Here is a 25569-nt window from a genome sequence, read left to right as displayed (position 1 = left end):
GCTGATGCCGCGACTCCGTCGCGGCGGGTCATGGGGCTCGACCTCCCGGCCTTCCCTCGTCGCTCCGGTCGCTGCGCTCCCTGCGCTCCTCAGTCCAGACCGGGAGGCCCCATGACCGGGCTGAAGGACACCGTCGCGCGGCTGTCCCAGGCGCAGAAGCCGTCGGCCGGTACGCCGGCGTACTCGCGGTTCGTGAACCGCCGGATCGGCCGGGTCTTCGCGGCCGCGGCGTACCTGGCAGGTCGTACGCCGAACCAGGTCAGCCTCGCGTCCGGGTTCTGCTCGCTGGTCGGAATCGTGCTGGTGGCAACCGTCCGTCCCTCGTGGTGGCTGGCCCTGCTGGTGACCGCGCTGCTGGTGCTCGGGTACGGCCTGGACTCCGCGGACGGGCAGCTCGCCCGGCTGCGCGGCGGCGGCTCGCCGCTGGGGGAGTGGCTCGACCACATGATCGACGCGGTCAAGATCGTGCTGCTGCACAGCGCCGTACTGATCTCGTTCTACCGCTTCGATGCCTTCAGCAATCATCTGGTGCTGCTGGTCCCGCTGGCGTACGTGTGCATGTCGTCGGTGCTGTTCTTCGGGCTGATCCTGATCGACCAGCTCCGCCGCCGGCACGGCGCGGCCGCGAAACCCAACGAGCGCGGCGATTCCGTGGTCAAGTCGTTGCTGATCGCACCGACCGACTACGGCGTCCTCTGCCTGGTCTTCCTCGCCTTCGGCGCACCCTCGGTGTTCGTCGTGCTGTACGCCGCGTTGCTGCTGCTGAACGTCGTCTTCCTGGCCGCCGCGATCGGCAAGTGGTACCGCGAGATGGCCGCTCTGGGGGTGCCCGGATGACGGTCGTCGGCTACGCGCCCGGGGTGTACGACATGTTCCACATCGGCCACCTGAACATCCTGCGCCGCGCCCGCGAGCACTGCGACCACCTGATCGCCGGCGTCGTCGAGGACGACGTGGTGACCCGGATCAAGGGCCGCCCGCCGGTCGTCCCGCACGGCGAACGGATGGACGTGATCCGGGCGCTGGACCTGGTCGACGAGGTGGTCTCCGACTGGTCCAGCGACAAGTTCGAGATGTGGCAACAGCTCCGGTACGACATCCTGTTCAAAGGAGACGACTGGAAGGGAACCGAAAAGGGGACCAGACTGGAAAGACTGCTGGGCGAGGTCGGCGCACAGGTGCACTACTTCCCGTACACCGCCTCCACCTCCAGCACCGATCTGCGCAGGCTCCTGGAGGGGATGAGCTGATGCCTGGCCGGCCGAAAGTACTGCTCAGCGCGTACGCCTGCCGGCCGTCGGGCGGGTCGGAGCCGGGCGCCGGGTGGGCGTGGGCGAAGGCCGCGGCGCGGGACCACGACGTCTGGCTGCTGACGCGGGGCAAGTTCGCGCACGAGATCCACGAGGAGCTCGCGGCCCGGCCGGTGCCGGGGCTGACCGTCGTCCCGCTGGAGATGCCCCGGTGGATCCTCCGGCTGCGCAGGCGGCCCGCGGACGTGTACTGGTACTACCCGCTGTGGCAGGGGCTTGCTCGCCGTACGGCGCGGGAGCTGCACGCGCTGCACTCGTTCGATGTGATCCACCACCTGACGTTCGCGGTGGACTGGATGGGCGCCGGGGTGGTCGAGGAGTCGTCCGCGAAGGTGATCTGGGGTCCCGTCGGCGGGTCGACGACCGCGCCGCTGTCGATGGCGCACTGGCTCGGCCCGCGCGGTGTGGTGGGGGAGCTGGTACGGCGGGCGTACACCGGCGTACGGCGGCGCCTGACCGGTCGGCGGATGGCGCAGACCGCGGACCTGATGGTTGCCCAGAACAACGACGTGGCGGAGGCGTTCGCGCCGTACGCGCAACAGCTCGTGGTCCAGCCGAACGTCGCGATCCGGCGCTTCACCGCGTCCGGTCCGTACGAGCCGTTCAGCCGGAATGTGAAGACCGCTCTGTTCGTGGGGCGGTTGATCCCGTGGAAGGGCGTGCTGCTGGCGATCAGTGCGCTTGCCCGTCCGGAGGCGGCCGGCTGGGAGCTGCGGATCATCGGCGACGGCCCCGACTGGGGACGCGCCGAGAGCCTCGCCTGGCAGCTGGGCGTCCGCGACCGGGTCGAGTTCATGGGCGCGCTGCCGCGCGAGGAGGTGCTGGCCGCGATGTTCCGCGCGGACGCCCTGCTCGCGCCCGCGTTCCGGGAAGCGGCCGGGTGGGCCGTCACCGAGGCGTTGGCGTCCGGCTGTCCCGTCGTCTGCGTCGACCGCGGCGGCCCCGCGGTCATCGTCGGCCCCGAGGAAGGCGTCACGGTCCCGTGGCGCGGCGACGTCGTCGGCGAACTCGCCCGCGGCCTCGCCACCCTCACTGGCCGCATCACCCCGGTCGACCGCTGGGGCCCCGACCGCCTCCCCGAACTCCTCTCCGACTGGTACTCGACCGCCCGCGTCGCCGCCGACTAACCCCCGCCCGCCCCGCCGGACGACCCGCCGCGGGCAAGGGGGGATATCCGTTGGTGTTGCGGGTTCTCCGTCGGTATTAGAGGGGAGAAGCAACAACACCATGGGATATCCCCTGGTGGGAGTTGTCCACAGGTCGGCAATTGCAGGGCTCGGGGAACGGTTGGGTGGTGGATGCTTGGCGGGTGGACGAACGGCTTAGGGTGATGGCGGCGCGGCAGGGCGGGGTTTTCAGCCGCCGGCAGGCGCTTGACGCCGGGTTCCACCACGAGCAGATCGTCCGCAGCCTGAAGACCGGCCGCTGGGAGCAGATCCGGCGGGGTCAGTACGCCGAGACCGCGGACCTCGGCGCGCTGCCGTCGTGGGAGCGCCTCCGCCGCACACATCTCCGCCAGGTGCACGCGGTCCTGAACGCGCTACGCCCGGAGTCGGTTGCCGTCAGCCACCAGTCGGCGCTGATCCTCCACGGCCTGCCGACCTGGGGCCTCGACCTCAGCAAGGTGCATGTCACCCGGCTGGACGGTCAGTCCGGCGGCGTCGTCGCCGGCGTACAGCATCATCTGGGTCGGCTGACGGCGGACGACCTGACGACCGTCGGCGGACGGCCCGTGACCACCGCGGTGCGGGCTGCCGTCGACTCCGCCTGTACCGCGTCGTTCGAGGTGGCCGTGGTGGGTGTCGACGCGGCGCTGCGCGCGGGCCGCGTGAGCGATGACGAGGTACGGCGTCTGACCGGCGCGATCGAGTTCTGGCCGGGATCGGTGGCGGCGCGCAGAGCACTCCGGTTCGGTAACGGGCTGTCGGAGTCGGTCGGCGAGTCGCGGCTCCGGGTCTTGATGTCCGAGTACGGGTTGCCGGAGCCGATGCTGCAGGTGGGGTTCCGCGATCGGCACGGGTTCGTCGGGCGGGTCGACTTCCACCTCCCGGCGTACGAGACGGTGATCGAATTCGACGGCGCGGTGAAGTACGGCGGCGGATCACCCGACGTACTCGTGGGGGAGAAGTACCGCGAGGACCGTCTCCGCGCTCTCGGCCTCAAGGTCGTCCGTACCACCTGGTCCGACTTCGACAACCGCCCCGCCCTGGCGGCCACGCTCCACCGAGCCCTCCTCCGCCGGTCCGCCTGAACCACACCCCAGCCGCCCACCCGCTCTTCCCCGCCACAGCACACGAGGGGTTATCCCGTGCGGTTGGGGGTTCTCCGCTCTAGTACCAACAGAGAACCCCCAACACGAGCGGATATCCGTTCGTGTCGGGGGCTGCGGGGCGGGGTCAGTCCTTGGCGGTCTTGCCGGGGAGGGCGAGCATCTGGTTGAGGGCGACCTTGGCGTAGTGCTCGGTGTCGGGGTCGACCTTGATCGGGTTGACGGCGTGGCCGGCGACCAGGTTCTCCAGGGCCCAGACGAAGTGCGGGAGGTCGATGCGGTTCATCGTGGCGCAGTAGCAGACCGTCTTGTCCAGGAACACGATGTTCTTGTCGATGTGCTGCTTCGCGAGCCGCTGCACCAGGTTGAGCTCGGTGCCGACGGCCCACGACGTACCGGGCTCCGCCGACTCCAGCGCCTGGATGATGTACTCCGTCGACCCGACCTGGTCGGCCTTCGTGACGACCTCGTGCCGGCACTCGGGGTGCACGATCACGTTCACGCCGGGGACCCGGGAGCGGACGTCGTCGACCGACTCGGCGGTGAAGCGGCCGTGCACCGAGCAGTGCCCGCGCCACAGGATCATCTTCGCCGCGGCCAACTGCTCCTTCGTCAGCCCGCCGTTCGGCTTGTGCGGGTCGTACACGACACAGTCCTCGAGCGACAGGCCCAGCTGCAGTACGGCGGTGTTCCGGCCGAGGTGCTGGTCGGGCAGGAACAGCACCTTCTCGCCCTGCTCGAACGCCCAGTTCAGCGCGGTCTCCGCGTTGCTCGACGTACACACGACCCCGCCGTGCCGGCCGCAGAACGCCTTGATGTCGGCGCTCGAGTTCATGTACGTGACCGGCACCGTCACCTCCGCGACACCCGCGTCGGCGAGCGCGTCCCAGGCCGCCTCGACCTGCTGGATCCGGGCCATGTCGGCCATCGAGCACCCGGCCGCGAGGTCCGGCAGGATCACGGTCTGCGCGTCGTTGGTGAGGATGTCGGCGGACTCGGCCATGAAGTGTACACCGCAGAACACGATGTACGGCGCGTCCGGCCGGGCCGCCGCGTCCCGGGCCAGCTTGAACGAGTCACCGGTGACGTCCGCGAACTGGATCACCTCGTCGCGCTGGTAGTGGTGCCCGAGCACGAACACCTGGTCACCGAGCGCCGCCTTCGCCTTCAGCGCCCGCTCCACCAGGTCCGGGTCGGAGGCCGGCGGGAGCGCGCCCGGGCACTCGACGCCGCGCTCGGAGTGCGGGTCCGTGTTCTGCCCGAGGAACAGCAACGGAAGGGACTTCGAGCCGTCTGCGATCGTTGTCACGGCAGACATCGTGCCACGCCGGACAGCGCGTGGTGGATGCCACTGCCCAGACTGTGAAATCAGTACGCTGCTGCTGTGAACAACGCCGGTACGCCGCCGCTCGCCGTCGCCGGCTTGGTCCTGGCCGCGGGCGCCGGCCGCCGGATGGGTACGCCGAAGGCGCTCGTCCGTGACGCGTCCGGCGTTCCGTGGGTCGTCCGTACGGCGAGGCTGCTGGCGCAGGCGGGCTGCGCCCCGGTCGTGGTGGTCGTCGGCGCCGAGGCCTCCCGCGCGCGGGCCACTCTCGCCGACGAATCGGTCGAGGTCGTCGAGGCGACCGACTGGCCCGAGGGCATGGGCGCTTCCCTCCGCGCCGGCCTCACCCAGCTGACCAGCTCGACTGCGGCCGCGGTGGTCGTGCTGCCGGTGGATGTGCCCGGTCTGACAGTCGCCGCCGTGGAACGCGTGACGTCCGCTGCCGTGGAACGCGTGACGTCCGGCGCCGTGGAACACGTGACGTCCGGCGCCAGGATGGACGCGCTGGTACGGGCGACGTACGACGGAGCGCCCGGGCACCCGGTCGTGATCGGACGGGCGCACTGGGACGGCGTGATCGCGTCGGCCCGCGGCGACGAAGGCGCGCGGGCGTACCTCCGAGAGCACCGCGCCGACCAGGTGGAGTGCGGTGACGTGGCCAACGGCACCGACGTCGACACCCCCGCCAACCTCCCACCCGGCCACCACTGACCCCTCCACCCACCAGCCGCCCGCGGTTTTCCGGAACGTTCTTGGCGGCTGGGGGTGGATTCTTTCCGGGGAGGTGGCTGGTGGGCAGGGTTGGCAGCGGGGCTAAGTAGGTGAATGCTGAAGGAATGCGTGCCGTCGGCTCGGCGGGGGAGCTTGCCGGGTGTTTGCGGGCGACCGGGTACTTGGCCGGTGAGGGCCTTGCCACGGTCGGTTATCTCGCGCTCGCGCTGCACCGCCCGCTGCTGCTCGAGGGCGAACCCGGCACCGGGAAGACCGCCCTCGCGGAGGCGCTCGCCGAGGCGCTCGGGATCGACCTGATCCGGCTGCAGTGCTACGAGGGCATCGACGCCTCGCAGGCGCTGTACGACTGGGACTTCCCGCGGCAGATCCTGCACCTGCGCACGGTCGAGGCGACCAGTTCCGAGGCGGCGGTCGAGGAGGTGGAGAAGAGCCTGTTCGACGAGCGCTTCCTGCTGTCCCGTCCGGTACTGCGGGCCCTCCGGGAGAGCCCCGCCGTCCTGCTGGTCGACGAGATCGACCGTGCGGACGACGAGTTCGAGGCGTTCCTGCTCGAGGTGCTGTCGACGTACGAGGTGACGATCCCGGAGCTCGGCACGATCGCGGCCGACGTACCCCCGATCGTCGTGCTGACGTCGAACCGGACGCGCGAGGTGCACGACGCGCTCAAGCGCCGGTGCCTGTACCACTGGATCGACCACCCGGGTCTGGCCCGCGAGATCGAGATCGTCCGCACCCGGCTGCCCGGGGTCTCCGCGCGGCTCGCCGAGCAGGTGACCCGCTCGGTGCAGCGGATGCGCGACCTCGACCTGCTGAAGCCGCCCGGGGTCGCCGAGACGCTCGACTGGGCGCGCGCCCTCGACGCACTCGGCACCGACGTACTCGACGTGGAAACCGCGGCGGCAACGCTCGGCGCCGTTCTCAAGTACCGCGAGGACACCGACCGCGTCCGCGACTCCCTAGACCGCCTGCTGGCGAGCTGACCGCCGATGACTGCGCCAGATCTTGCGCTTGCCGGGTTCGCGACCGCACTCCGGCATGCTGGGCTGGCGGTGACGGCTGATCGGGTGCAGCTGTTCCTGCGGGCGGTGGCGGTCCTCGACGTCACGCTGACCGCGGACGTGTACTGGGCCGGCCGCGCCGCCCTCTGCAGCGGACCCGACGACACCGCCCGGTACGACGAGGTCTTCGCCGCCTGGTTCGCCGGCGACCGCACGCGCGGCGTTGTCCCGAGCCGCACGCCGCAATCCTCCGTCCAGGCCGCCCTCGACGCCGCGGACGGCGGCGACGACAACGGCGACCACACCCTCACCGTGTCCGCGAGTACGACGGAAGTCCTCCGCCACCGCGACGTCGCCGAACTGTCGGCGGCCGACCGCGCCGAACTGTCCCGGCTCTTCGGCACCCTCCGCCCGCAGGTCCCGCTGCGCCGGGCCAACCGCCGGCGGCCGTCGCACCGCGGCGAGATCGACCCGCGCCGTACGCTCCGCGCCCAGCTCCGCCAGGTCGGCGAACCGGCCCGCGTCCACTACCGCCGCCGCGGCGTCCGGCCGCGCCGCGTCGTCGTACTGATCGACGTCTCCGGCTCGATGCGCCCGTACGCCGACAGCTTGCTCCGGCTCGCGCACACGATGGTCCAGCAGGCGCCGCGGATCGTCGAAGTGTTCACCATCGGTACGCGATTGACCCGCGTCACCCCGGCGCTCCGCCGCCGCGACCCGGAGTTCGCGCTGCGCGCCGCCGGGGACGTCGTACCCGACTGGTCGGGCGGGACCCGGCTGGGCGAGGTACTGAAGGTGTTCCTCGACCGCTGGGGCCAGCGCGGTACCGCGCGGCGCGCCGTCGTCGTGGTCTGCAGCGACGGCTGGGAACGTGGCGACGCCGCCCTCCTCGGCGCCCAACTCGAACGCCTGGCGAGCCTCGCGCACCGGGTGGTCTGGCTCAACCCGCACCGCGGCAAACGCGGGTACGAACCGGTGCAGGCCGGGATCGTCGCCGTCCTGCCGCATCTTGACGATCTCGTCGCCGGGCACAGCCTGGCCAGCTTCGCGGAACTTCTGGAGGTGGTGGCCGATGCGTGACGTCCTCGATCGGTTGCTGGCATGGTGGCAGGCCGGCGAATCCGTTGCCGTCGGCACCGTTGTCGCGACGTTCCAGTCGGCGCCGCGGCCGCCCGGCGCGGTGATGCTCGTCGGTCCTGGGCTGGAGGCGGTCGGCAGCGTGTCCGGGGGCTGCGTCGAGGGCGCGGTGTACCAGCTCGGCGAGGAGATCCTGGAGTCTGGCCAACCGGTGCTGCAGCGGTACGGCGTCAGCGACGAGTCGGCGTTCGCGGCCGGGCTGACCTGCGGCGGGATCCTCGACGTGTTCGTCGAGAAGGTCGACCGTACGACGTTCCCGGAACTGGCCGACGTGGCGTCCGACATCGCCGAGGGCCGGCCGGTCGCGGTGGCGACCGTGGTGGCGCACCCGGACCCGGCCCGGATCGGCCGCCGGCTGATCGTCCGGCCGGACGGGCAGCTGGGGAGTGCCGGCTCGGACCGGGTCGACGATGCGATCGCCGACGACGCGCGCGGCCTGCTCGCGAACGGGCGGACCGAGACGCTGGAGTACGGACCGGACGGGCAACGGCGTGGTGAGGGGATGCGCGTTTTCGTCTCGTCGTACGCGCCTGTGCCGCGTTTGCTGGTGTTCGGCGCGATCGACTTCGCAGCTGCGGTTGCGCGACTTGGTTCGTTCCTCGGTTATCGCGTGACGGTGTGCGACGCGCGCGCGGTGTTCGCGACCGCGTCCCGTTTCCCCTTTGCCGACGAGGTGATCGTCGACTGGCCGCACCGATACCTGTCCGGTGAGGCCGCGGCCGGCCGGATCGACGACCGCACGGTGATCTGCGTACTCACGCACGATCCGAAGTTCGACGTACCGCTGCTGGAGGTCGCGCTGCGGTTGCCGCAGGTCGCCTACATCGGCGCGATGGGCTCGCGGCGTACCCACGACGATCGGCTGAAACGCTTGCGGGAGGCGGGTTTGAGCGAGTCCGAGGTCGCCCGGCTGGCGAGCCCGATCGGCCTCGACCTCGGCGCCCGCACCCCCGAGGAGACCGCGGTGAGCATCGCCGCCGAGATCATCGCCCAACGCTGGGGTGGCGCCGGGCAACGACTTTCCGCGGCGGCGGGACCGATCCACCACTGAACCTTGTGGGCGGGAACACAACAGGAGCAGGATCGAAGGTACGGCGAGTACTGACATCTGGAGGCGGGGCGATGACCCGGATCACGGTGAAGGTCGACGGAAGCAGCTTCACGGACGAAGTGGAGCCGCGCACGCTGCTCGTGCATTACCTGCGCGAGCAACTGGGAAAGACGGGCACCGTGATCGGTTGCGACACCAGCAACTGCGGCGCCTGCACGGTCCACCTGGACGGCCGCAGCGTGAAGTCGTGCTCGATGCTCGCGGTGCAGGCCGACGGGCACGAGGTCACCACGATCGAGGGGATCGCGACCGACGGCCAGCTGCACCCGATGCAGCAGGCCTTCCACGAGAACCACGCCCTGCAGTGCGGGTACTGCACACCCGGGATGATCATGCAGTCGATCGACCTGATCGCCGGCAATCCGGATGCCGACGACGACGAGATCCGGCTCGGCCTGGAAGGCAACCTCTGCCGTTGCACCGGCTACCAGAACATCGTGAAGGCGGTCCGCGCCGCGGCCGGAGGTGCGCAATGACGGCCACCGAGGAACGGCCCGCACCCGAGGTGGGTAAGGCGCGGCGCCGCAAGGAGGACGCCCGGCTGATCACCGGCCGGACCCGCTGGACCGACAACATCGTGCTGCCCGGCATGCAGCACCTCGCGATGGTGCGCAGCCCGTTCGCGCACGCCCGGATCACCTCGATCGACACCAGCGCCGCCAAGGGCGCGTCCGGGGTCGTCGCCGTGATCACCGGCGCCGACATCGCCGAAGAACAAGGCGCCCTGCCGAACGCGTGGGCCGTCGTCCCCGACCAGAAGGCCCCGCCGCACCCGTCGATGGCGGTCGACCGGGTCGCGTTCGCCGGCGAGATCGTCGCGATGGTGGTCGCCCGCACCGCCGCCGAGGCGGCCGACGCCGCCGACCTGGTCGACGTCGACTACGAGGAACTCGAACCGGCGCTCGAGCTGAAGGCCGCGGCCCGCGACGAGGTGCTCGCACATCCGGACCTCGGGACGAACGTGTCCGCGGTCTGGTCGTACGACTCGGCCGAGTCCGGCACCGGCGGCGACGTCGAGGCCGCGATCGCGGCCGCCCGCGACGGCGGCATCCTGATCGAGCAGGAGTACCGGCAGCAGCGGCTGATCCCGGCGTTCATGGAGCCGCGGTCGATCGTCGTCGATCCGACGACCGAGCAGCTGACGGTCTGGTCGTCGACGCAGGTGCCGCACTTCGTGAAGATCTTCATCGCGCTGGTGCTCGGCATCCCGGAGAGCAAGATCCGGGTGATCGCGCCGGACGTCGGCGGCGGCTTCGGCGGCAAGCTCCAGTTCACGCCGGAGGAAGTGCTCACGGTCATCGCGGCCCGGCGTACCGCAAAGCCCTGCAAGTACACCGAGAGCAGGTCCGAGTCGTTGATGGCCGCGCACCACGGCCGCGACCAGTGGCAGCAGCTGACGCTCGCCGCGACCGCCGACGGTACGGTCACCGGGCTGAAGGTCGAGCTGACCGCCGACATGGGCGCGTACCTCGGCCTGGTCACGTCGGCGATCCCGCTGCTCGGCGCGTTCATGTACAACGGGATCTACAAGTTCCCGGCGTACCACCTCGGCATCACCAACGTGTTCACGAACAAGACGTGGACCGACGCGTACCGCGGCGCCGGCCGGCCCGAGGCGACGTACGCGATCGAACGGCTGATGGACGAGCTCGCCGCCCGGGTCGGCGTCGACGCGCTCGAGATCCGCGAGAAGAACTGGATCAAGCACGAGGAGTTCCCGTTCTCGACGGTGTCCGGGCTGCGGTACGACTCCGGCAACTACGAGGCCGCGACCGCGAAGGCGCGCGAGCTCTTCCGGTACGACGAACTCCGGGCCGAGCAGCGTCGGCGGCGGGAAGCCGGTGATCCGGTGCAGCTCGGCATCGGCGTGTCGACGTTCACCGAGATGTGCGGGCTGGCGCCGTCGCGCTGGCTCGGGTCGATGGGGTACGTCGGCGGCGGCTGGGAGCACGCGGCGATCCGGATGCTGCCGACCGGGAAGGTCGAGGTGGTGACCGGGACCAGCCCGCACGGGCAGGGCCACGAGACCGCGTGGAGCCAGCTCGTCGCGGACCGGCTGGGCGTGGCGTTCGAGGACGTCGAAGTACTGCACGGTGACACGCAGGTCGCCGTCCGCGGGCTCGACACGTACGGCTCGCGCTCGCTGGCCGTCGGCGGGATGGCCGTCCTGGCCGCGGCGGACAAGGTGATCGAGAAGGCGAAGCCGATCGCGGCGCAGCTGCTGGAGGCGAACGCCGACGACCTCGAGTTCTCGGCCGGGCGGTTCGGCGTGCGTGGGACGGACGCCGGGATGACGATGGCGGAGCTGGCCTTCGCGGTGTTCCAGGGGCACAAGCTGGACGGCGCCGGCGACGGGTCGCTGGACGCGGACGCGACGCTCGACCCGGAGGACTTCTCGTTCCCGCACGGCACGCACCTGTGTGCGGTCGAGGTCGACACCGAGACCGGCGCGACCAAGCTGCGCTCGTACGTGTGCGTGGACGACGTCGGCGTGGTGGTGAACCCGTTGATCGTCGAGGGCCAGGTGCACGGCGGCCTCGCGCAGGGGATCGCGCAGGCGCTCTACGAGGAAGCGGTGCACGACGACGCCGGGACGCTGGTCACCGGGTCGTTCGACCAGTACACGGTGCCGGCGGCACCTGATCTGCCCGCGTTCGAGACCGCGCGGACCGAGACGCCGGCGACCACGAACCAGCTCGGCGTGAAGGGCGTCGGCGAGGCGGGCACGATCGCGTCCACGCCGGCGGTCGTCAATGCGGTGGTCGACGCGCTCCGGCCGCTCGGCGTCACGGACGTGCAGATGCCGTGTACGCCGTACCGCGTCTGGACAGCGATCCAGGAAGGGGCGCACTCATGATCCCGGCGGCGTTCGACTACTACGCGCCCACGACGATCGACGAGACGCTGGCGCTGCTGCGCGAGCACTCCGACGCGAAGGTGCTGGCCGGCGGGCAGAGCCTGATGCCGGCGCTCCGGCTCCGGCTCGCGGCGCCCGAGACGATCGTCGACATCGGGAAGGTCGGCGATCTCCGCGGGATCCGGGACGACGGCGACGCGCTGGTGATCGGCGCGATGACGCCGCACAGTACGGTGCAGTCCGATCCGCTGGTGCTCGAACACGCCCAGCTGATCTCGTTGGCCACGGCAACGGTCGGCGATCCGCAGATCCGGCACCGCGGCACGTTCGGCGGCTCGCTGGCGCACGCGGATCCGGCGGCCGATCTGCCGGCGGTCGCGGTGGCGCTGGACGCGTCGTTCGTGATCGCGGGCCCGGGCGGGCGGCGTACCGTGCCGGCGTCGGAGTTCTTCCAGGGCGTGTTCAGTACGGCGCTCGCCGAGGACGAGCTGCTGGTCGAGGTGCGGGTGCCGAAGTACACGGGGTGGGGCGCGCACTACGAGAAGTTCAACCGGGTCGCGCAGGGCTGGTCGATCGTGTCGGTCGCCGCGGCGGTCCGGCTGGACGGCGACCGGATCGCGGAGGCGCGGGTCGGGCTCGGCAACATGGGCTCGACGCCGGTACGGGCGACCGCGGTCGAGGCGGCGCTGGTGGGTCAGCCGGCGACGGTTGACGCCGTACGGGAAGCGGCTTCGCGGGCCGCGGACGGTACGTCGCCGGTGAGTGACAGCAACGGCGACGCGGACTATCGCCGGCACCTCGCGACGGTACTCACCCGGCGCGCGGTCCTGGCGGCGGCAGGTACGGCGTGAAGCTCGAGCACAAGTTCGTCGTACCGGCACCCGTGGACGAGACGTGGGCCGCGTTCAACGACCTCGAACGGGTGGTGCCGTGTTTTCCAGGCGCCACCCTGACGGCGTACGAAGGCGACGACTTCACCGGCGCGTGCAAGGTGAAGCTCGGGCCGGTGTCGCTGCAGTACACCGGCACCGGCACGTTCGTCGAACGCGACGAGTCCGCCCACCGCGCCGTCATCGAGGCCAAGGGCAAGGACCGCCGCGGCAACGGCACCGCCGCCGCCCGCGTCACCGCCCACCTCACCGCGTCCGGCATCTCCACCGAGGTCACGGTCGACACCGACCTCACCATCACCGGCCGCCCCGCCCAGTTCGGCCGCGGCCTCATCCAGGACGTCTCCAACAAACTCCTCGACCAATTCACCACCTGCCTGCAGACCAAACTCCAAGCAGACGAGGGAGAAGTAGCCGAGGACACGCCTCCCACCACACACGAGGAAGCCGCCGGCACCACCTCACAAGAGCCAACGGCCGAGACAGAACCGATGACACTCGACCTGGCCGGCACCGTCCTCCCCATGCTCGCCAAACGCGCAGCCCCCTACCTGATCGGAGCCACCCTCGCCCTCCTCATCCGCCGCCTCCTCCGCCACTGACAGTCAGGCGCGATCCGGTCGGTCGAAGTACAGTTCGCCGGCGAACACCGCCGGTAGCAGCGGGAGGTGTCCGGCGATCACTGTCAGCTCGCCGGCTTCGGCCGGCGTGCACCAGCGACTCTCGCTCACCTCCGCCGACGTCCCCGCCGTACCGCTGACGGCCTCGGCGCGGAACACCATCCCGACGATCTGAACCCGGTTGCCGTCCGGATAGACCACGACCACGTCCGGGTTCGAGTACACGCCGACCAGCCCGGTCACGCGTACCTCCAGCCCGGTCTCCTCGAACGTCTCCCGCTCGGCCGCCTCCGCCGGACGCTCGCCCGGCTCGATCGCGCCACCCGGCAGACACCACTCGTCGTTGTCCGTACGCCGCGTCAGCAACAGCCTCTGACCGTCCATCACCGCCGCAGCCGCCCCGACCCGCAACCGCGCGGTCGCCCCGATCCGTTCGCCGTACTCGTGCCGTGTGTACCCCGGCACCCGAGCGTCATCCATCGCGCAACCCCTCTCGGCACGCTCGATCCGCTAGCCGCGTTGTTTCCGGCAGGCGGTACGTCGGGGTGAGCCGCAGTACCTGCGCCACCGCCGTCGGCAGCGTCACGCGATGTCCGATCGACACGTACACCGGCTTCACTCCGTCCTGCGTGCGCACCGCCTCGCCGACCACCTCGTCCCCGTCCACCAGTTCGGCCGTCGCGCCGCGCGTACGCGCGAGCTCCGAATGCCGCCCGACGAACGTCGTCTTCGCCACCCCGATCGCGGGGATCCCGGTCAGCACCCCGAGATGACAAGCCAGCCCGAACCGTCGCGGATGCGCGAACCCTTGCCCGTCACATACCAGCAGCCCCGGCCGAACCTTCAGCTTCTCCAACGCGGTCAGCAACCCCGGCACCTCACGAAACGCGAACAGCCCCGGTATATAAGGAAAGGCCGTCTCACCAAGCACCACCGCACGATCGACCTCCACGAGCGTCGCCGCGTCCACCACCACGACCGCGGCCGCCAGGCGATCCCCGTCGTACGCCACGTCCAACCCGGCGACGTACCGCGCCGGCTCGCCGACGTCCGCGACCTCGACCCGCCCGCGCAGCTCCTCCTGTACGGCGATCGCCTCCGCCGCGGTGGTCGGCCAGTCCATCACGCGTCCGGCGCCGGCGGGCCGCCCGGCGGCCACTCGACCAGCTCCAACCGGTACCCGTCCGGGTCGACGAGCCACGCTGTCTTCGGTCCGTCCGGCCCGTGCACCTCCGGCTCACGAGGCGACAGCCCGGCTGCCGTCAACCGGTCCACGGCAGCGGTCAGCGACTCGACCTCGATCGCGAAGTGCTCGAAACCGCGCACCTCCACCGGGCCGTCGGCAGGCCGATGGACGAGTTCGAGGGACACCGACGTCTCGTCCGGGAGCCGCAGCCAGACCAGGCTCGACCCGTCGTCGAACGGCACCTTCCCGAGCGACACATACCCGACCTTGGCGTAGAACGCGAGCGACGGCTCGAGGTCGCTCACCCGCAGGGCGAACAGGATCGACTTCATGCCGACGATCTAACCGTGATCCGTGGAGAACGACAGGAGGTAGTCGGGTGTTGCGGCGTATTCGTGGCCGGCCCAGGCGGGCGAGGGGATGTACGTATATGACTACGTCCTGTCCTTCTTCACCTGGACAGGCGTCGGGGACGTGCGCGGCGTGGGGGAGGATGTGCGCATGCGGATTCTGATTGCGCCGGACAAGTTCGCGGGAACGCTGACGGCCGTCGAGGCTGCGGCGGCGATCGAGGAGGGCTGGCGGCGGCGCGACCCCGGTGCCGAGGTGCTGGTGGCGCCGATGGCCGACGGCGGCCCAGGGTTCATCGACGTACTGTCGGCGGTCGTCGACGGGAAGCTGCTGTCCGTCACGGTCCGCGGGCCGCTCGGCGAGGAGACCCCGGCGACGGTGCTGCTCGCGGGGGAGACGGCGTACGTCGAGACCGCGCAGGCGTGCGGCCTGCACCTGGTGGCGCCGAAGGAGCGCCGTCCCGAGGACGCGACCACGTACGGCGTCGGGCAGCTGATCACGGCCGCGGTCGACGCCGGCGCGAAGCGGATCATCCTCGGCCTCGGCGGCTCCGGTACGAACGACGCGGGCGCCGGCCTCCTCGCCGCCCTCGGCGCAACCGCCCAGCCGGGTGAGCAGGCTGCGGGGTCGAACGCCGAGTCGGATGAGCCGGACGTGGCGGCGAACGCCGAGCCGGGGGAGCAGGATGCCGGGGCGAACGCCGAGTCGGGTGAGCCGGGTGTGGGTGCGGCCGGTGGATCGGGGCGGCTGGATGCTGGAGCGGCCGGGCTTGCCGGGCTGACAGGTGTCGACCTGTCGGCAGCTCGCGCGCGGGTCGAGGGGATCGAGTTCGTCGCGGCCAGTGATGTCGAGAATCCGATGCTCGGGCTGCGCGGCGCGACCAACGTGTTCGGCACCCAGAAGGGGATCTCGGACGAGCGGAAGCCGGAGGTCGACGGCTGGCTCACGCATTTCGCCGAGCTGACCGACCGGAAGACAGCGGACAAGAAGGGCGCCGGAGCCGCGGGCGGGCTCGGGTACGCGCTGCTGCTCCTCGGCGCCGAGCGTGTCTCCGGGATCGACCTGGTCGCCGAGCTGACCGGGCTGAAGCGCAAGGCGTCGCAGGTCGACCTGGTGATCAGCGGCGAGGGCGCGTTCGACTTCCAGTCCCGCGACGGCAAGGTGATCGCCGGGGTGGCGAAGATCGCGAACGACGCGATGCGCCCCTGCGTCGTACTGGCCGGAAAGGTGCTGATCGGGTCCCGCGAGATGCGCTCGATGGGGGTCGAGTCGGCGTACGCGCTGGTCGACACGGTGGGTGAGGAGCAGGCCTTCGCCGATCCGCACGGTTCGCTCGCGACGGTCGCCGAACGGGTCGCCCGGACCTGGGCCCGCTGACCCTGCGTCACGAGGGAGAGATCAGTCTCCGACCAGGATGGTTGATCCGTGAAATTGGTGTGCGACCATGGGAATGAGCGCAGGACGGCGGCTGTTGTCCTGTGTTGACAAGAGACTTCCGTGCCGACGGAGTTCGTGCGTAGGCACTTGAGCAGATGACTGGAGTCAGGGATGACTGAAGCGCAGACCGAGCAGGCCGCAGCGACGGGTGTGCTCCTCACCGACGGAGCCGCCTCGAAGGTGAAGGCGCTGCTCGACCAGGAAGGCCGTGACGACCTCGCGCTGCGGGTCGCCGTGCAGCCGGGTGGTTGCTCCGGGCTGCGGTACCAGCTGTTCTTCGACGAGCGGCAGCTCGACGGTGACGTGGTGGCCGACTTCGGCGGTGTGAGCGTCGTCACGGACCGGATGAGCGCGCCGTACCTGAAGGGTGCGTCGATCGACTTCGTGGACACGATCGAGAAGCAGGGCTTCACGATCGACAACCCGAACGCGACCGGCTCCTGCGCCTGCGGCGACTCGTTCAACTGATCTGAGTAGGCCCAGAACCCCTGGTGGCCAACGGCGTGACCAGGGGTTTTGCCATGCCCGGACTTCGGTAGCGACCGTGCCGATGTGTAAGCCAACGCTTGTTGGGTACCGGGGGCCGCGTGTGGGACTACATAACTGAGCGTCATTCACAATTGCTCTATCAGAGCTACCAGCACCTGAGCCTGGTCATCCAGTGCGTACTGCTGGCCACCGTGATCGCGGTCGGCCTGGCGGTCGTCGTGCACCGCAATCCGCGGGTCGCGGCGCTGGCCGGCGCGATCAGCGCTGTCGGCCTGACGATCCCGTCGTTCGCGCTGCTCGGGCTGATGATCCCGGTGGCCGGCATCGGGACGGCGACCTCGGTGATCGCGGTCACGTTCTACGCCTGCCTGCCGATCCTGCGGAACGCCGTCGTCGGTCTGGCCGGCGTCGACTCGACGCTGATCGAGTCCGCGCGCGGGATGGGCATGGGCGCGATCCGGACCCTGCTCCGGATCGAGATCCCGCTGGCCTGGCCGGTGATCCTGGCCGGCGTCCGGGTCTCGGCCCAGATGTCGATGGGGATCGCGGCGATCGCGGCGTACGTGCTCGGCCCCGGCCTGGGCAGTTTCATCTTCACCGGTCTGACCCAGATCGGTGGCGCGAACGCGCTGAACTCCGCGCTGGTCGGCACGATCGGCGTTGTCCTGCTCGCTCTGATCCTGGACGCCATGCTGCTGCTCGTCGGCCGCCTGACCACCTCGAGGGGTATCCGTGCCTGAAACCGAACCTGAAGTCAGCGGCGTCGACATCGAGTTGACCGATGTCGTCAAGCGGTACCCGGGTCAGAAGAAGCCCGCCGTCGAGGGGCTGTCGCTGCACATCCCGGCCGGCGAGATCGTGATGTTCGTCGGCCCGTCCGGCTGCGGCAAGACCACCTCGCTGAAGATGATCAACCGGCTGATCGAGCCGACCTCCGGCAGCATCCGGATCGGCGGCGAGGACGTCGGCACGCAGGACGACGACGACCTGCGGCGCCGGATCGGGTACGTGATCCAGGGCGGCAGCCTGTTCCCGCACATGACCGTCACGCAGAACATCGCGCTGGTCCCGGGCCTGCTCGGCTGGGACAAGCGCCGTACAGCGGAACGCGTCGACGAACTGCTCGAACTCGTCGGCCTGGACCCGGACCGGTACCGGGGCCGCTACCCGCGGGAGCTGTCCGGCGGGCAGCAGCAGCGGGTCGGCGTGGCCCGCGGGCTGGCCGCCGATCCGCCGGTGATCCTGATGGACGAGCCGTTCGGCGCGGTCGACCCGATCACCCGGCAGCGGCTGCAGGACGAACTGCTCAGCATCCAGGAGGAGCTGCGCAAGACGATCGTTTGTGTGACCCACGACTTCGACGAGGCGGTGAAGCTCGGCGACCGGATCCTGATCCTCACCGAGGGCGCGAACATCGCGCAGTACGACACCCCGGAGGCGATCCTGGCGAACCCTGCGAACCGGTTCGTCGCGGACTTCGTCGGCGCGGGGGCGGCGCTGAAACAGCTCACGCTGAGCCGGGTGAGTGAGATCGAGCTGAACCAGCCGACGGTCGCGGAGATCGGCGACCCGGCGTCCGACGTATTGCGGGCCGCGAAGGAGGCGGGCGACGACTCGGTCGTCGTCCTGGACCGCCGCCGGCGCCCGGTCGACTGGATGTGGACCAGCGACCTGTCGGACGTCGACAGTGTGCCGGCGCCGCACGAGGACACCGACCTGGTCACGATCGACCGGCGCGCGACGCTGAACGACGCGCTCGACACGATGCTGATGTCGAGCCACGGCAGCGCGGTCGTCACCGGCCGGCGCGACGAGTACCTCGGCGTCGTCGACTTCCAGTCCGTGCTGGCCCGGATCCAGGACGGCAACGGGCAGCCGGAGGCGGAGGTCGCACAATGACCGCACTTGATCCGGGACCTGATCTGCAGCAGCAGGAGAACCTCGCCGATGCGAAGGCGACCGCGGCCGGGCTGGCGACCAGCCGGTCCCGGCGCCCGTCATGGGGCACGCTGATCGGGCAGCCGCTGTTCGTCGCGATCGTGATCGGCGCCTGGGCGATCTGGCGTTCGCGGGCCGAGCTCGACTCGATCGAGCAGCGGCAGCTGGAGTGGAAGCTCGTCGGGCAGCTGACCCTCGAACACCTGAAACTGACCGCGGTCGCGACCGTCATCGTGCTGCTGATCGCCGTACCGCTCGGGATCATGCTGACCCGGCCGCGGTCCCGCCGGGCCGCGCCGCTCGTCGTCGCGGTGGCGAACGCCGGGCAGGCCGCGCCCGTGATCGGGCTGATCGTGCTGCTCGCGATCTGGCTCGGGTTCGGCTTCTGGACCGCGATCGTGGCGCTCTGCCTGTACGCGATCCTGCCGGTACTGCGGAACACGATCGTCGGCCTGCAAGGCGTCGACCGTACCCTCGTCGAGGCCGGGCGGGGGATGGGGATGTCGACGCTCGCGGTCCTCGGCCGGATCGAGCTGCCGCTCGCCGTACCGGTGATCATGGCCGGCATCCGGACCGCGCTCGTGCTGGTCGTCGGTACGGCGACCCTCGCGACGTTCATCGACGCCGGGGGACTGGGCAGCCTGATCACCACCGGCATCCGGCTGCTGCGGTACCCGGTCCTGATCAGCGGCGCGCTGCTGGTCGGGGCGCTCGCCCTGCTGATCGACTGGGCGGGCCGTGTCCTGGAAGAAGTGACCCGACCGAGAGGGCTCGGATGAAGCGGCTGGTGGCGGCGGCGTCCGCCCTTCTTCTCGTACTGTCCGGCTGCGGCCTCGGCACCAGCGGCGGTTTCGTACCGTCCGGGACGCTGAAGGGCGAGCTGCGCTCGGTGAAGAGCCTCGACGGCCTGACGATCGGGATCGGGTCGAAGAGCTTCCAGGAACAGCTGATCCTCGGCAAGATCGCCGCGATCCTGCTCGGCGCGGCCGGTGCGCACGTCAAGGACCTGACCAACATGCCCGGCAGCGACACGTCCCGGCAGGCGATGATCCAGGGCCAGATCCAGATGGCCTGGGAGTACACCGGTACGGCGTGGATCTCGTACCTCGGCCACGACACCGGCATCCCGGACAAGCAGGAGCAGTACGACGCGGTCGCGAAGGAGGACGCGGAGAAGTACGGGCTGATCTGGCTGAAGCCCGCGCCGATGAACAACAGCTACGGCTTCGCGATGACCCGCAAGGAGTCGGACCGGTTGCACATCACCAAGCTGTCGCAGGTCCAGTCGCTGCCGGTGAAGGACCGCACGTTCTGCGTCGAGTCCGAGTTCGCGAACCGGAACGACGGGTTCGAGCCGATGCTGAAGCACTACGGGATCCCGTTGGGCAGCGGCGTACCGCGGAACAACATCCGGACCCTGGACACCGGTGCGGTGTACGCCGCGACGAGTCACGGGGACTGCCGGTTCGGGGAGATCTTCACCACCGACGGCCGGATCAAGTCGCTCGACCTGGTCGTGCTGCAGGACGACAAGAAGTATTTCCCGGCGTACAACGTGGCGCCGGTGATCAGCAAGAAGGTGCTGGACAAGTACCCGCAGCTGCGGGACCTGCTCCAGCCGGTGTCGGACAAGCTGACCGACCCGGTGCTGATCGACCTGAACGCCCAGGTCGACGTCGAGGGGCGCGAGCCCGCCGACGTCGCCATGGACTGGCTGGTCAAGGAAGGCTTCGTCAGCCGTGACTGACGGCGTTCTCCCTTGCCTGCTTGGGAAGTAGGTACGTCACCGCGAGGCTGACGACGAACAACCCGATCGCGACCAGGACCGAGGTCTTGGTTGCGCCCAGGAACGCGCGGGCCGGCAACAGCTGGAAGAAGATCGTGCCGATCACGGCGACGCCGATCGTCCCGCCGTACTGCTGCATCGCGGTCAGTACGCCGGACGCCGACCCCGCGGCCTGGTCGTCGACGGACGCCAGGATGATGTCGAACAGCGGCGCGAACACCATCCCGGCGCCGATCCCGGTGGCCAGTGTCGCCGGGACCAGGTTCCAGACGGTGGTCGCGTCGCCGTACGTGTGCAGGGTGAACCAGACCCCGCCCATCGCGACCGTCATCAGCGCGACGCCGAGCTGGAGTGCCTTGCGGCCGAGCTTCGGGGCGAGGAGTGCGGCCGAGAGCGGGGCGCCGATCGCGATGCCGAGCGAGAACGGCACCATCGCGAGCCCGGCCTTCAGCGGGCTGTAGTGCAGGCCGAGCTGGGTGAACAGGTTGAACACCAGCAGGAAGCCGTTCATCGCGAGGAAGAACGTGGTGATCACGCCGAGGCCGGCGACGTACCCGCGGTTCCGGAACAGCGACGGGTCGATGACCGGGTCGCCGGACCGGCGCTCGCGGTGGGCGAAGAGCGCGAAGACCACGAGCGAACCTGTCAACAAGAGGATTGTCCACAATGGCCAGCCGAGTTCGCGGCCCTGGACGAGCGGGTAGATCAGCATCCCGGACGCCAGGCTGACCAGCAGTACGCCGGCTGTGTCGAGGCGGGCCGCTCCGGGTGTCTTGACCTCGGGCATGAACCGCAGCGCGCCGATCAGGGCCGCGACGCCGATCGGGACGTTGATGAAGAAGATCGTCCGCCAGCCGGCGCCGAACCAGTTCGCGTCGATCAGCAGGCCGGCGAGGATCGGGCCGGCGACCGCGGACAGCCCCATCACCGGGCCGAACATCGCGAATGCCTTGCCGAGCTCGTCGGCCGGGAAGATCGACTTCAGGATCGCGAAGCCCTGCGGGATCATCACCGCGCCGAGCAGACCCTGCGCGAACCGGCTGCCGATCAGCACCTCAGGGCTGCCGGCCAGCCCGCAGACCGCGGACGCGACCGTGAACCCGACTGCCCCGATCACGAACAACCGCCGCCGCCCGACCAGGTCGCCGAGCCGGCCGAACGTGATCAGCCCGATCGCGAACGCGAGCGTGTAGCCGGCCAGCATCCACTGCATCGCCGACTCGGAACCGCCCAGCTCGGCGCGGATCGACGGGGCCGCGATGTTGACGATCGTGGCGTCGACGAGGTCCATGATCTCCGCGATCAGGATCGTCGCCAGCACGATCCACCGCCAGCGGAAGACGGTGCCTCCGCCTGCCGGTTCTGCTGAGTGCTGAAGTGTGGTGCTCATCGGTGCCCCCTCGAGATCTGATTCGAACGCTGTTCGTTGACGAACACTGTTCTATTCGCGAACGGTGTTCGCGTCAAGTACGGTGTTCGCTACAGTGGTCCCATGACGCACTCTCCGTGGCAGCCGATCACCCCCGCGAAGCCGGCTCGCGAGCGCAAGGCGCCGCTCACCCGGGACCGGATCGTCGACGCCGCGCTGGAGCTGCTGCGCAAGGAGGGGTACGACGGCGTCTCGATGCGCAAGGTCGCCCAGGAGCTGCGGACCGGCCCGGCCTCGCTCTACGCCCACGTCGCGAACAAGCGGGAGCTCGACCAGCTCCTGGTGGAACGGGCGAACGCCGAGCTGTCGTTCGACGAGCCGGTCGACCCGGCGCGCTGGCAGGAGCAGCTCAAGGACCTGATGCGGGCGATGCTCGCCGCGATGCGCGCGAATCCGGGTGTCGCCCGTGCCGCAATCGGCGCCGTACCGACGGGGGAGCGCGCCCTGCAGACCACCGAACGCATGCTCACCCTGCTCAAGGCCGGCAATCTCCCGGACCAGGCCGCGGCCTGGGCGGTCGACCTGATTCCCTTGTATGTCACGGCGGTCGCGTTCGAGGAGACCGTGCAAAGCGCCTCCGACTGGACCCTCGACGACGTCGAAGCCTTCGTCGAGGGTCTGCGCACCTACCTCGCGGGGCAGCCGGTCGATCGCTTCCCGCTGATCGTCGCGCTCGCCGGTCCGCTGACGTCCGGTGCCTCCGGCGACGAGCGGTTCGAGTTCGGCATCTCGGTCATCACGGCCGGCCTCGCCGCCCTCGCCCAGCCATGATCCAACCCGAATCGCAGCCCCGTCCGCCGCCTGAGCAGGCCGGTGGGCGGGGCTGCTGCCTGTGGGTTCAAGTCCTTGTGGTTCACGAATGCACATGGTTAACATTCGGATTGTCAACAAAACTACGACTTCACCTCACGTGAGGCGTGTGGATTGCGTGTGGGGTGGGCACTCGGGTGGGGCCGTATGACGACAGGAGGAGATCGTGGACGCCGACACCCCGCCGCCAGTGGTTCCGCCGACCGAACAGGAGCAGCCTCCCGATGTACTGAAGAAGGCGATCGCCGCCTCGGCGATCGGCAATGCCACGGAGTGGTTCGACTACGGCATCTACGCCTACGGCGTGACGTACATCTCGGCCGCGATCTTCCCCGGCGACACCCAGAGCCAGACGCTGCTGGCGCTGATGACGTTCGCCGTCTCGTTCCTGGTCCGCCCGCTCGGCGGCCTGGTCTGGGGTCCGCTCGGCGACCGGCTCGGCCGCAAACACGTGCTGGCGATCACGATCCTGATGATGTCCGGCGCGACCCTGTTCGCCGGACTCGTGCCGTCGTTCCACACGATCGGCTACTGGGCACCGGTGCTGCTGGTGCTGCTGCGGATGGTGCAGGGCTTCTCGACCGGCGGCGAGTACGGCGGTGCGGCAACCTTCATGGCGGAGTACGCGCCGAGCCGCAAGCGCGGGTTCCTCGGCAGCTTCCTGGAGTTCGGCACGCTGTCCGGGTTCTCGCTCGGTGCCCTGCTGATGCTGGGCTTCTCGCTGGTGCTCGGCGACGAGCAGATGCACGCCTGGGGCTGGCGACTGCCGTTCCTGGTGGCCGCGCCGCTCGGCCTGGTCGGCGTCTACCTGCGGTCGCGGCTCGAGGACACGCCGGTCTTCCGTGAGCTCGAGGCGAAAGGCCAGAAGGAAGAGCAGACCGCGACCCAGTTCAAGGACCTGCTGTCCGGCTACTGGCAGCCGATCCTGCGCCTCGGCGGCATGGTGATCGCGCTGAACGTGGTGAACTACACGCTGCTCACCTACATGCCGACGTACCTGGAGAAACAGATCGGCCTGAGCGCGGACAAGTCGTTGGTCGTACCTATCATCGGCATGCTCGCGATGATGGTGTTCGTGCCGTTCGCGGGCCGTGCGTCGGACCGGATCGGGCGAAAACCGTTGTGGTGGGCGTCATTGGCCGGGCTGTTCGTGTTCGGCGTACCGATGTTCCTGCTGATGAGCACGAACCTGGCCGGCGCGATCGTCGGCTTCGCGGTGCTCGGCCTGCTGTACGTGCCGCAGCTCGCGACCATCTCCGCGACGTTCCCGGCGATGTTCCCGACACATGTCCGGTACGCCGGGTTCGCGATCGCGTACAACGTGTCGACGTCGCTGTTCGGCGGTACGGCGCCCGCGGTCAACGACTGGCTGACCGCGAAGACCGGCGACTCGCTGGTCCCGGCGTACTACATGATGGCGGCCTGCGTGATCGGTGCGCTCGCACTGGCGAAGGTGCCGGAGACGTCGCGGTGCCCGATCAACGGCACCGAGATCCCGGGCACCGAGGACGCCCCGCCGCCGGTCGCCCTGGAACCGGCCCACGCGAAGGCCTGACCACGCAAGGGTCCGCCTCTCCGGAAACAATTCGCCGCATACCGCGGGATTGTTTCCGGAAAGGCTGGCCTGCTGCTGTTCAGTCGAGGACGGCGGAGACGGCGTCCGACCAGAGGCCGGCCGCCTCGTCGACCTCGTAGGGGGAGACGACCAGCGCCGGGATGAACCGCACGACCTGACCCCAGGCGCCGCAGGTGAGCAGTAACAGTCCGCGGCGCGCGGCTTCCTGCTGTACGGCGGTGGCGGTCGCGGCGTCGGGCTTGCCGTCCGCGTCCCGGAACTCGTTGCCGATCATCAGGCCGAGCCCGCGGACGTCGGTGATCTGCTCGTGCTTGTCCGCGACCAGTTGCAGCGCCTGCTTGAGCTGCGCGCCACGGTCGGCCGAGTTCTGCACGAGCCCTTCGTCCTGGATCACGTCGAGTGTCGCGATTGCCGCCGCGCAGGCGACCGCGTTCGCGCCGTACGTGCCGCCCTGCGACCCGGGCCAGGCCTTGTCCATCAGCTCCGACGACGCGGCGATCCCGGACAGCGGGAAGCCGGACGCGAGCCCCTTCGCGGTGACGAGCACGTCCGGGTGCGAGCCGAAGTGGTCGCCGCCCCAGAACTTGCCGGTCCGGCCGAAGCCGGTCTGCACCTCGTCGACAACCAGCAGGATCCCGTGGGCGTCGGCGCGTTCGCGCAGGCCGGCGAAGAACCGTTCATTTGCTGGGACATAGCCCCCTTCGCCGAGCACCGGCTCGACGAAGAACGCGGCCGTGTCGGCGGGCGTGCTCAACGTCTGCAGCACGTAGTCCAGTTGGCTGAGCGCGAAGTCGGTCGCCTGCTCGACCGGCCAGCCGAAGTGGCCCGGGTCCGGGAACGGCGACACGTGCACGCCGGCCATCAGCGGGCTGAAGCCGGAGCGGAACTTGGTGCCGGACGTCGTCATCGACGCCGCGGCGACGGTCCGGCCGTGGAAGCCGCCGTGGAAGACGATCACGTTCGGCCGGCCGGTGGCCTGCCGGGTGAGGCGGAGCGCGGCCTCGATCGCCTCGCTGCCGGAGTTCGCGAAGAACATCCGGTCGAGGTGCTGCGGGAGCACCTCGCCGAGGCGGTCGACCAGCGTCAGCAGCGGCCGGTGCATGACGGTCGTGTACTGCGCGTGGATGATCCGGCCGACCTGCTCCTGCGCCGCCGCGACCACTCGCGGATGGGAGTGCCCGGTCGACGTGACGCCGATGCCGGCGGTGAAGTCCAGGAACCGGCGGTCGTCCTCGTCGAACAGTTGCACACCCACACCGCGGGCGGCGACCACGCCGGTCGCCTGTTTCAGGATCTGCGAGAGCTCGGCCACGGACTTC

At 70.0% G+C, this 25569-nt stretch carries 26 protein-coding genes; 20 read left to right on the top strand and 6 right to left on the bottom strand.

What is annotated here, in order from left to right:
- Positions 1 to 111 precede the first annotated feature (111 nt).
- From ACFV9C_RS28610 to ACFV9C_RS28595, 4 genes are all read left to right on the top strand, one after another.
- Positions 112 to 837: a CDP-alcohol phosphatidyltransferase family protein gene (locus ACFV9C_RS28610; RefSeq protein WP_380198479.1), complete on the top strand. Its 726-nt coding sequence runs from the start codon at positions 112 to 114 to the stop codon at positions 835 to 837.
- Positions 834 to 1250 carry an adenylyltransferase/cytidyltransferase family protein gene (locus ACFV9C_RS28605; RefSeq protein WP_380198477.1) on the top strand — a complete coding sequence of 139 codons (417 nt, stop codon included), beginning with the start codon at positions 834 to 836 and terminating at the stop codon, positions 1248 to 1250. The genes ACFV9C_RS28610 and ACFV9C_RS28605 overlap by 4 nt, the downstream gene beginning before the upstream one ends.
- Positions 1250 to 2437, top strand: a complete 1188-nt coding sequence (locus tag ACFV9C_RS28600; RefSeq protein ID WP_380198475.1) for a glycosyltransferase — start codon at positions 1250 to 1252, stop codon at positions 2435 to 2437. The genes ACFV9C_RS28605 and ACFV9C_RS28600 overlap by 1 nt, the downstream gene beginning before the upstream one ends.
- A gap of 182 nt (positions 2438 to 2619) precedes the next feature.
- Complete coding sequence (locus tag ACFV9C_RS28595; RefSeq protein WP_380198473.1) at positions 2620 to 3561, top strand: type IV toxin-antitoxin system AbiEi family antitoxin domain-containing protein; 942 nt, start codon at positions 2620 to 2622, stop codon at positions 3559 to 3561.
- A 145-nt stretch (positions 3562 to 3706) separates the two neighbouring features.
- Here ACFV9C_RS28595 and nadA read toward each other — a convergent pair whose 3' ends face one another.
- Positions 3707 to 4897, bottom strand: a complete 1191-nt coding sequence (gene nadA, locus ACFV9C_RS28590) for a quinolinate synthase NadA (protein WP_380198471.1) — start codon at positions 4895 to 4897, stop codon at positions 3707 to 3709.
- A gap of 66 nt (positions 4898 to 4963) precedes the next feature.
- On the opposite strand from nadA, the gene ACFV9C_RS28585 reads away from it, so the two are divergent.
- The 8 genes from ACFV9C_RS28585 to ACFV9C_RS28550 all read left to right on the top strand — a co-directional run bounded on the left by ACFV9C_RS28585 (position 4964) and on the right by ACFV9C_RS28550 (position 13230).
- Positions 4964 to 5614, top strand: coding sequence for an NTP transferase domain-containing protein (locus tag ACFV9C_RS28585; RefSeq protein ID WP_380198469.1), 651 nt, complete (start codon positions 4964 to 4966; stop codon positions 5612 to 5614).
- Between the two features lie 125 nt (positions 5615 to 5739).
- Entirely contained in the window at positions 5740 to 6615 is an 876-nt protein-coding gene (locus ACFV9C_RS28580; RefSeq protein ID WP_380198467.1) for an AAA family ATPase, read from the top strand.
- A 6-nt stretch (positions 6616 to 6621) separates the two neighbouring features.
- Positions 6622 to 7713: a VWA domain-containing protein gene (locus ACFV9C_RS28575; RefSeq protein WP_380198465.1), complete on the top strand. Its 1092-nt coding sequence runs from the start codon at positions 6622 to 6624 to the stop codon at positions 7711 to 7713.
- A complete protein-coding gene (locus ACFV9C_RS28570; protein WP_380198463.1) occupies positions 7706 to 8821 on the top strand; it encodes an XdhC family protein in 1116 nt (371 codons plus the stop codon). The genes ACFV9C_RS28575 and ACFV9C_RS28570 overlap by 8 nt, the downstream gene beginning before the upstream one ends.
- A gap of 71 nt (positions 8822 to 8892) precedes the next feature.
- Positions 8893 to 9357: a (2Fe-2S)-binding protein gene (locus tag ACFV9C_RS28565; protein ID WP_380198461.1), complete on the top strand. Its 465-nt coding sequence runs from the start codon at positions 8893 to 8895 to the stop codon at positions 9355 to 9357.
- Positions 9354 to 11738 carry a xanthine dehydrogenase family protein molybdopterin-binding subunit gene (locus ACFV9C_RS28560; protein ID WP_380198459.1) on the top strand — a complete coding sequence of 795 codons (2385 nt, stop codon included), beginning with the start codon at positions 9354 to 9356 and terminating at the stop codon, positions 11736 to 11738. Before ACFV9C_RS28565 ends, ACFV9C_RS28560 begins: the two co-directional genes overlap by 4 nt.
- Positions 11735 to 12589, top strand: coding sequence for an FAD binding domain-containing protein (locus tag ACFV9C_RS28555; protein WP_380198457.1), 855 nt, complete (start codon positions 11735 to 11737; stop codon positions 12587 to 12589). Before ACFV9C_RS28560 ends, ACFV9C_RS28555 begins: the two co-directional genes overlap by 4 nt.
- Positions 12586 to 13230, top strand: a complete 645-nt coding sequence (locus tag ACFV9C_RS28550) for an SRPBCC family protein (protein ID WP_380198455.1) — start codon at positions 12586 to 12588, stop codon at positions 13228 to 13230. Before ACFV9C_RS28555 ends, ACFV9C_RS28550 begins: the two co-directional genes overlap by 4 nt.
- A gap of 3 nt (positions 13231 to 13233) precedes the next feature.
- Here the strand turns inward: ACFV9C_RS28550 and ACFV9C_RS28545 are convergent, their stop codons facing one another.
- The 3 genes from ACFV9C_RS28545 to ACFV9C_RS28535 are packed head-to-tail and all read right to left on the bottom strand — an operon-like array spanning position 13234 to position 14766.
- The gene (locus ACFV9C_RS28545) at positions 13234 to 13728 is read right to left on the bottom strand and encodes an NUDIX domain-containing protein (protein WP_380198453.1); all 495 of its coding nucleotides are present in this window, start codon (positions 13726 to 13728) and stop codon (positions 13234 to 13236) included.
- Positions 13721 to 14371 carry a deoxyribonuclease V gene (gene nfi / locus ACFV9C_RS28540; protein WP_380198451.1) on the bottom strand — a complete coding sequence of 217 codons (651 nt, stop codon included), beginning with the start codon at positions 14369 to 14371 and terminating at the stop codon, positions 13721 to 13723. The genes ACFV9C_RS28545 and nfi overlap by 8 nt, the downstream gene beginning before the upstream one ends.
- On the bottom strand, positions 14371 to 14766 hold the full coding sequence (locus tag ACFV9C_RS28535; RefSeq protein WP_380198449.1) for a VOC family protein: 396 nt from the start codon (positions 14764 to 14766) through the stop codon (positions 14371 to 14373). The genes nfi and ACFV9C_RS28535 overlap by 1 nt, the downstream gene beginning before the upstream one ends.
- Positions 14767 to 14935: 169 nt before the next feature.
- On the opposite strand from ACFV9C_RS28535, the gene ACFV9C_RS28530 reads away from it, so the two are divergent.
- The 6 genes from ACFV9C_RS28530 to ACFV9C_RS28505 all read left to right on the top strand — a co-directional run bounded on the left by ACFV9C_RS28530 (position 14936) and on the right by ACFV9C_RS28505 (position 20396).
- Positions 14936 to 16162 (top strand): glycerate kinase, encoded by a 1227-nt coding sequence (locus tag ACFV9C_RS28530; protein ID WP_380198447.1) that lies wholly within the window; start codon positions 14936 to 14938, stop codon positions 16160 to 16162.
- Positions 16163 to 16333: 171 nt separating this feature from the next.
- Positions 16334 to 16690: a HesB/IscA family protein gene (locus ACFV9C_RS28525; RefSeq protein WP_380198445.1), complete on the top strand. Its 357-nt coding sequence runs from the start codon at positions 16334 to 16336 to the stop codon at positions 16688 to 16690.
- A 152-nt stretch (positions 16691 to 16842) separates the two neighbouring features.
- Positions 16843 to 17451, top strand: coding sequence for an ABC transporter permease (locus ACFV9C_RS28520; RefSeq protein WP_380198443.1), 609 nt, complete (start codon positions 16843 to 16845; stop codon positions 17449 to 17451).
- On the top strand, positions 17444 to 18610 hold the full coding sequence (locus ACFV9C_RS28515; protein ID WP_380198441.1) for an ABC transporter ATP-binding protein: 1167 nt from the start codon (positions 17444 to 17446) through the stop codon (positions 18608 to 18610). Before ACFV9C_RS28520 ends, ACFV9C_RS28515 begins: the two co-directional genes overlap by 8 nt.
- Positions 18607 to 19428 (top strand): ABC transporter permease, encoded by an 822-nt coding sequence (locus tag ACFV9C_RS28510; protein ID WP_380198438.1) that lies wholly within the window; start codon positions 18607 to 18609, stop codon positions 19426 to 19428. The genes ACFV9C_RS28515 and ACFV9C_RS28510 overlap by 4 nt, the downstream gene beginning before the upstream one ends.
- The gene (locus ACFV9C_RS28505; protein WP_380198436.1) at positions 19425 to 20396 is read left to right on the top strand and encodes a glycine betaine ABC transporter substrate-binding protein; all 972 of its coding nucleotides are present in this window, start codon (positions 19425 to 19427) and stop codon (positions 20394 to 20396) included. Before ACFV9C_RS28510 ends, ACFV9C_RS28505 begins: the two co-directional genes overlap by 4 nt.
- Here the strand turns inward: ACFV9C_RS28505 and ACFV9C_RS28500 are convergent.
- Positions 20383 to 21825 carry a DHA2 family efflux MFS transporter permease subunit gene (locus ACFV9C_RS28500; RefSeq protein ID WP_380198434.1) on the bottom strand — a complete coding sequence of 481 codons (1443 nt, stop codon included), beginning with the start codon at positions 21823 to 21825 and terminating at the stop codon, positions 20383 to 20385. The two genes, ACFV9C_RS28505 and ACFV9C_RS28500, sit on opposite strands and share 14 nt — an antisense overlap.
- A gap of 102 nt (positions 21826 to 21927) precedes the next feature.
- Here ACFV9C_RS28500 and ACFV9C_RS28495 point away from each other — a divergent pair, with 102 nt between their 5' ends.
- Complete coding sequence (locus ACFV9C_RS28495; protein ID WP_380198432.1) at positions 21928 to 22635, top strand: TetR/AcrR family transcriptional regulator; 708 nt, start codon at positions 21928 to 21930, stop codon at positions 22633 to 22635.
- Between the two features lie 205 nt (positions 22636 to 22840).
- Positions 22841 to 24229 carry an MFS transporter gene (locus tag ACFV9C_RS28490; protein ID WP_380198430.1) on the top strand — a complete coding sequence of 463 codons (1389 nt, stop codon included), beginning with the start codon at positions 22841 to 22843 and terminating at the stop codon, positions 24227 to 24229.
- 79 nt (positions 24230 to 24308) lie between these two features.
- On the opposite strand, the gene ACFV9C_RS28485 is transcribed toward ACFV9C_RS28490, so the two are convergent.
- On the bottom strand, positions 24309 to 25562 hold the full coding sequence (locus tag ACFV9C_RS28485; RefSeq protein ID WP_380198428.1) for an aspartate aminotransferase family protein: 1254 nt from the start codon (positions 25560 to 25562) through the stop codon (positions 24309 to 24311).
- Between the last annotated feature and the right edge of the window lie 7 nt (positions 25563 to 25569).

It is taken from the genome of Kribbella sp. NPDC059898 (assembly GCF_042730855.1).
Lineage (GTDB): Bacteria > Actinomycetota > Actinomycetes > Propionibacteriales > Kribbellaceae > Kribbella.
This window is presented reverse-complemented; position numbering and strand designations above follow the sequence as displayed.

Coding starts and splice junctions, on each gene's coding strand:
- ACFV9C_RS28610 (WP_380198479.1), top strand. CDS start 112: ATGACCGGGCTGAAGGACACCGTCGCGCGGCTGTCCCAGGCGCAGAAG.
- ACFV9C_RS28605 (WP_380198477.1), top strand. CDS start 834: ATGACGGTCGTCGGCTACGCGCCCGGGGTGTACGACATGTTCCACATC.
- ACFV9C_RS28600 (WP_380198475.1), top strand. CDS start 1,250: ATGCCTGGCCGGCCGAAAGTACTGCTCAGCGCGTACGCCTGCCGGCCG.
- nadA (WP_380198471.1), bottom strand. CDS start 4,897: ATGTCTGCCGTGACAACGATCGCAGACGGCTCGAAGTCCCTTCCGTTG.
- ACFV9C_RS28580 (WP_380198467.1), top strand. CDS start 5,740: ATGCGTGCCGTCGGCTCGGCGGGGGAGCTTGCCGGGTGTTTGCGGGCG.
- ACFV9C_RS28575 (WP_380198465.1), top strand. CDS start 6,622: ATGACTGCGCCAGATCTTGCGCTTGCCGGGTTCGCGACCGCACTCCGG.
- ACFV9C_RS28570 (WP_380198463.1), top strand. CDS start 7,706: ATGCGTGACGTCCTCGATCGGTTGCTGGCATGGTGGCAGGCCGGCGAA.
- ACFV9C_RS28565 (WP_380198461.1), top strand. CDS start 8,893: ATGACCCGGATCACGGTGAAGGTCGACGGAAGCAGCTTCACGGACGAA.
- ACFV9C_RS28560 (WP_380198459.1), top strand. CDS start 9,354: ATGACGGCCACCGAGGAACGGCCCGCACCCGAGGTGGGTAAGGCGCGG.
- ACFV9C_RS28555 (WP_380198457.1), top strand. CDS start 11,735: ATGATCCCGGCGGCGTTCGACTACTACGCGCCCACGACGATCGACGAG.
- ACFV9C_RS28545 (WP_380198453.1), bottom strand. CDS start 13,728: ATGGATGACGCTCGGGTGCCGGGGTACACACGGCACGAGTACGGCGAA.
- nfi (WP_380198451.1), bottom strand. CDS start 14,371: ATGGACTGGCCGACCACCGCGGCGGAGGCGATCGCCGTACAGGAGGAG.
- ACFV9C_RS28535 (WP_380198449.1), bottom strand. CDS start 14,766: ATGAAGTCGATCCTGTTCGCCCTGCGGGTGAGCGACCTCGAGCCGTCG.
- ACFV9C_RS28530 (WP_380198447.1), top strand. CDS start 14,936: ATGCGGATTCTGATTGCGCCGGACAAGTTCGCGGGAACGCTGACGGCC.
- ACFV9C_RS28525 (WP_380198445.1), top strand. CDS start 16,334: ATGACTGAAGCGCAGACCGAGCAGGCCGCAGCGACGGGTGTGCTCCTC.
- ACFV9C_RS28510 (WP_380198438.1), top strand. CDS start 18,607: ATGACCGCACTTGATCCGGGACCTGATCTGCAGCAGCAGGAGAACCTC.
- ACFV9C_RS28505 (WP_380198436.1), top strand. CDS start 19,425: ATGAAGCGGCTGGTGGCGGCGGCGTCCGCCCTTCTTCTCGTACTGTCC.
- ACFV9C_RS28500 (WP_380198434.1), bottom strand. CDS start 21,825: ATGAGCACCACACTTCAGCACTCAGCAGAACCGGCAGGCGGAGGCACC.
- ACFV9C_RS28495 (WP_380198432.1), top strand. CDS start 21,928: ATGACGCACTCTCCGTGGCAGCCGATCACCCCCGCGAAGCCGGCTCGC.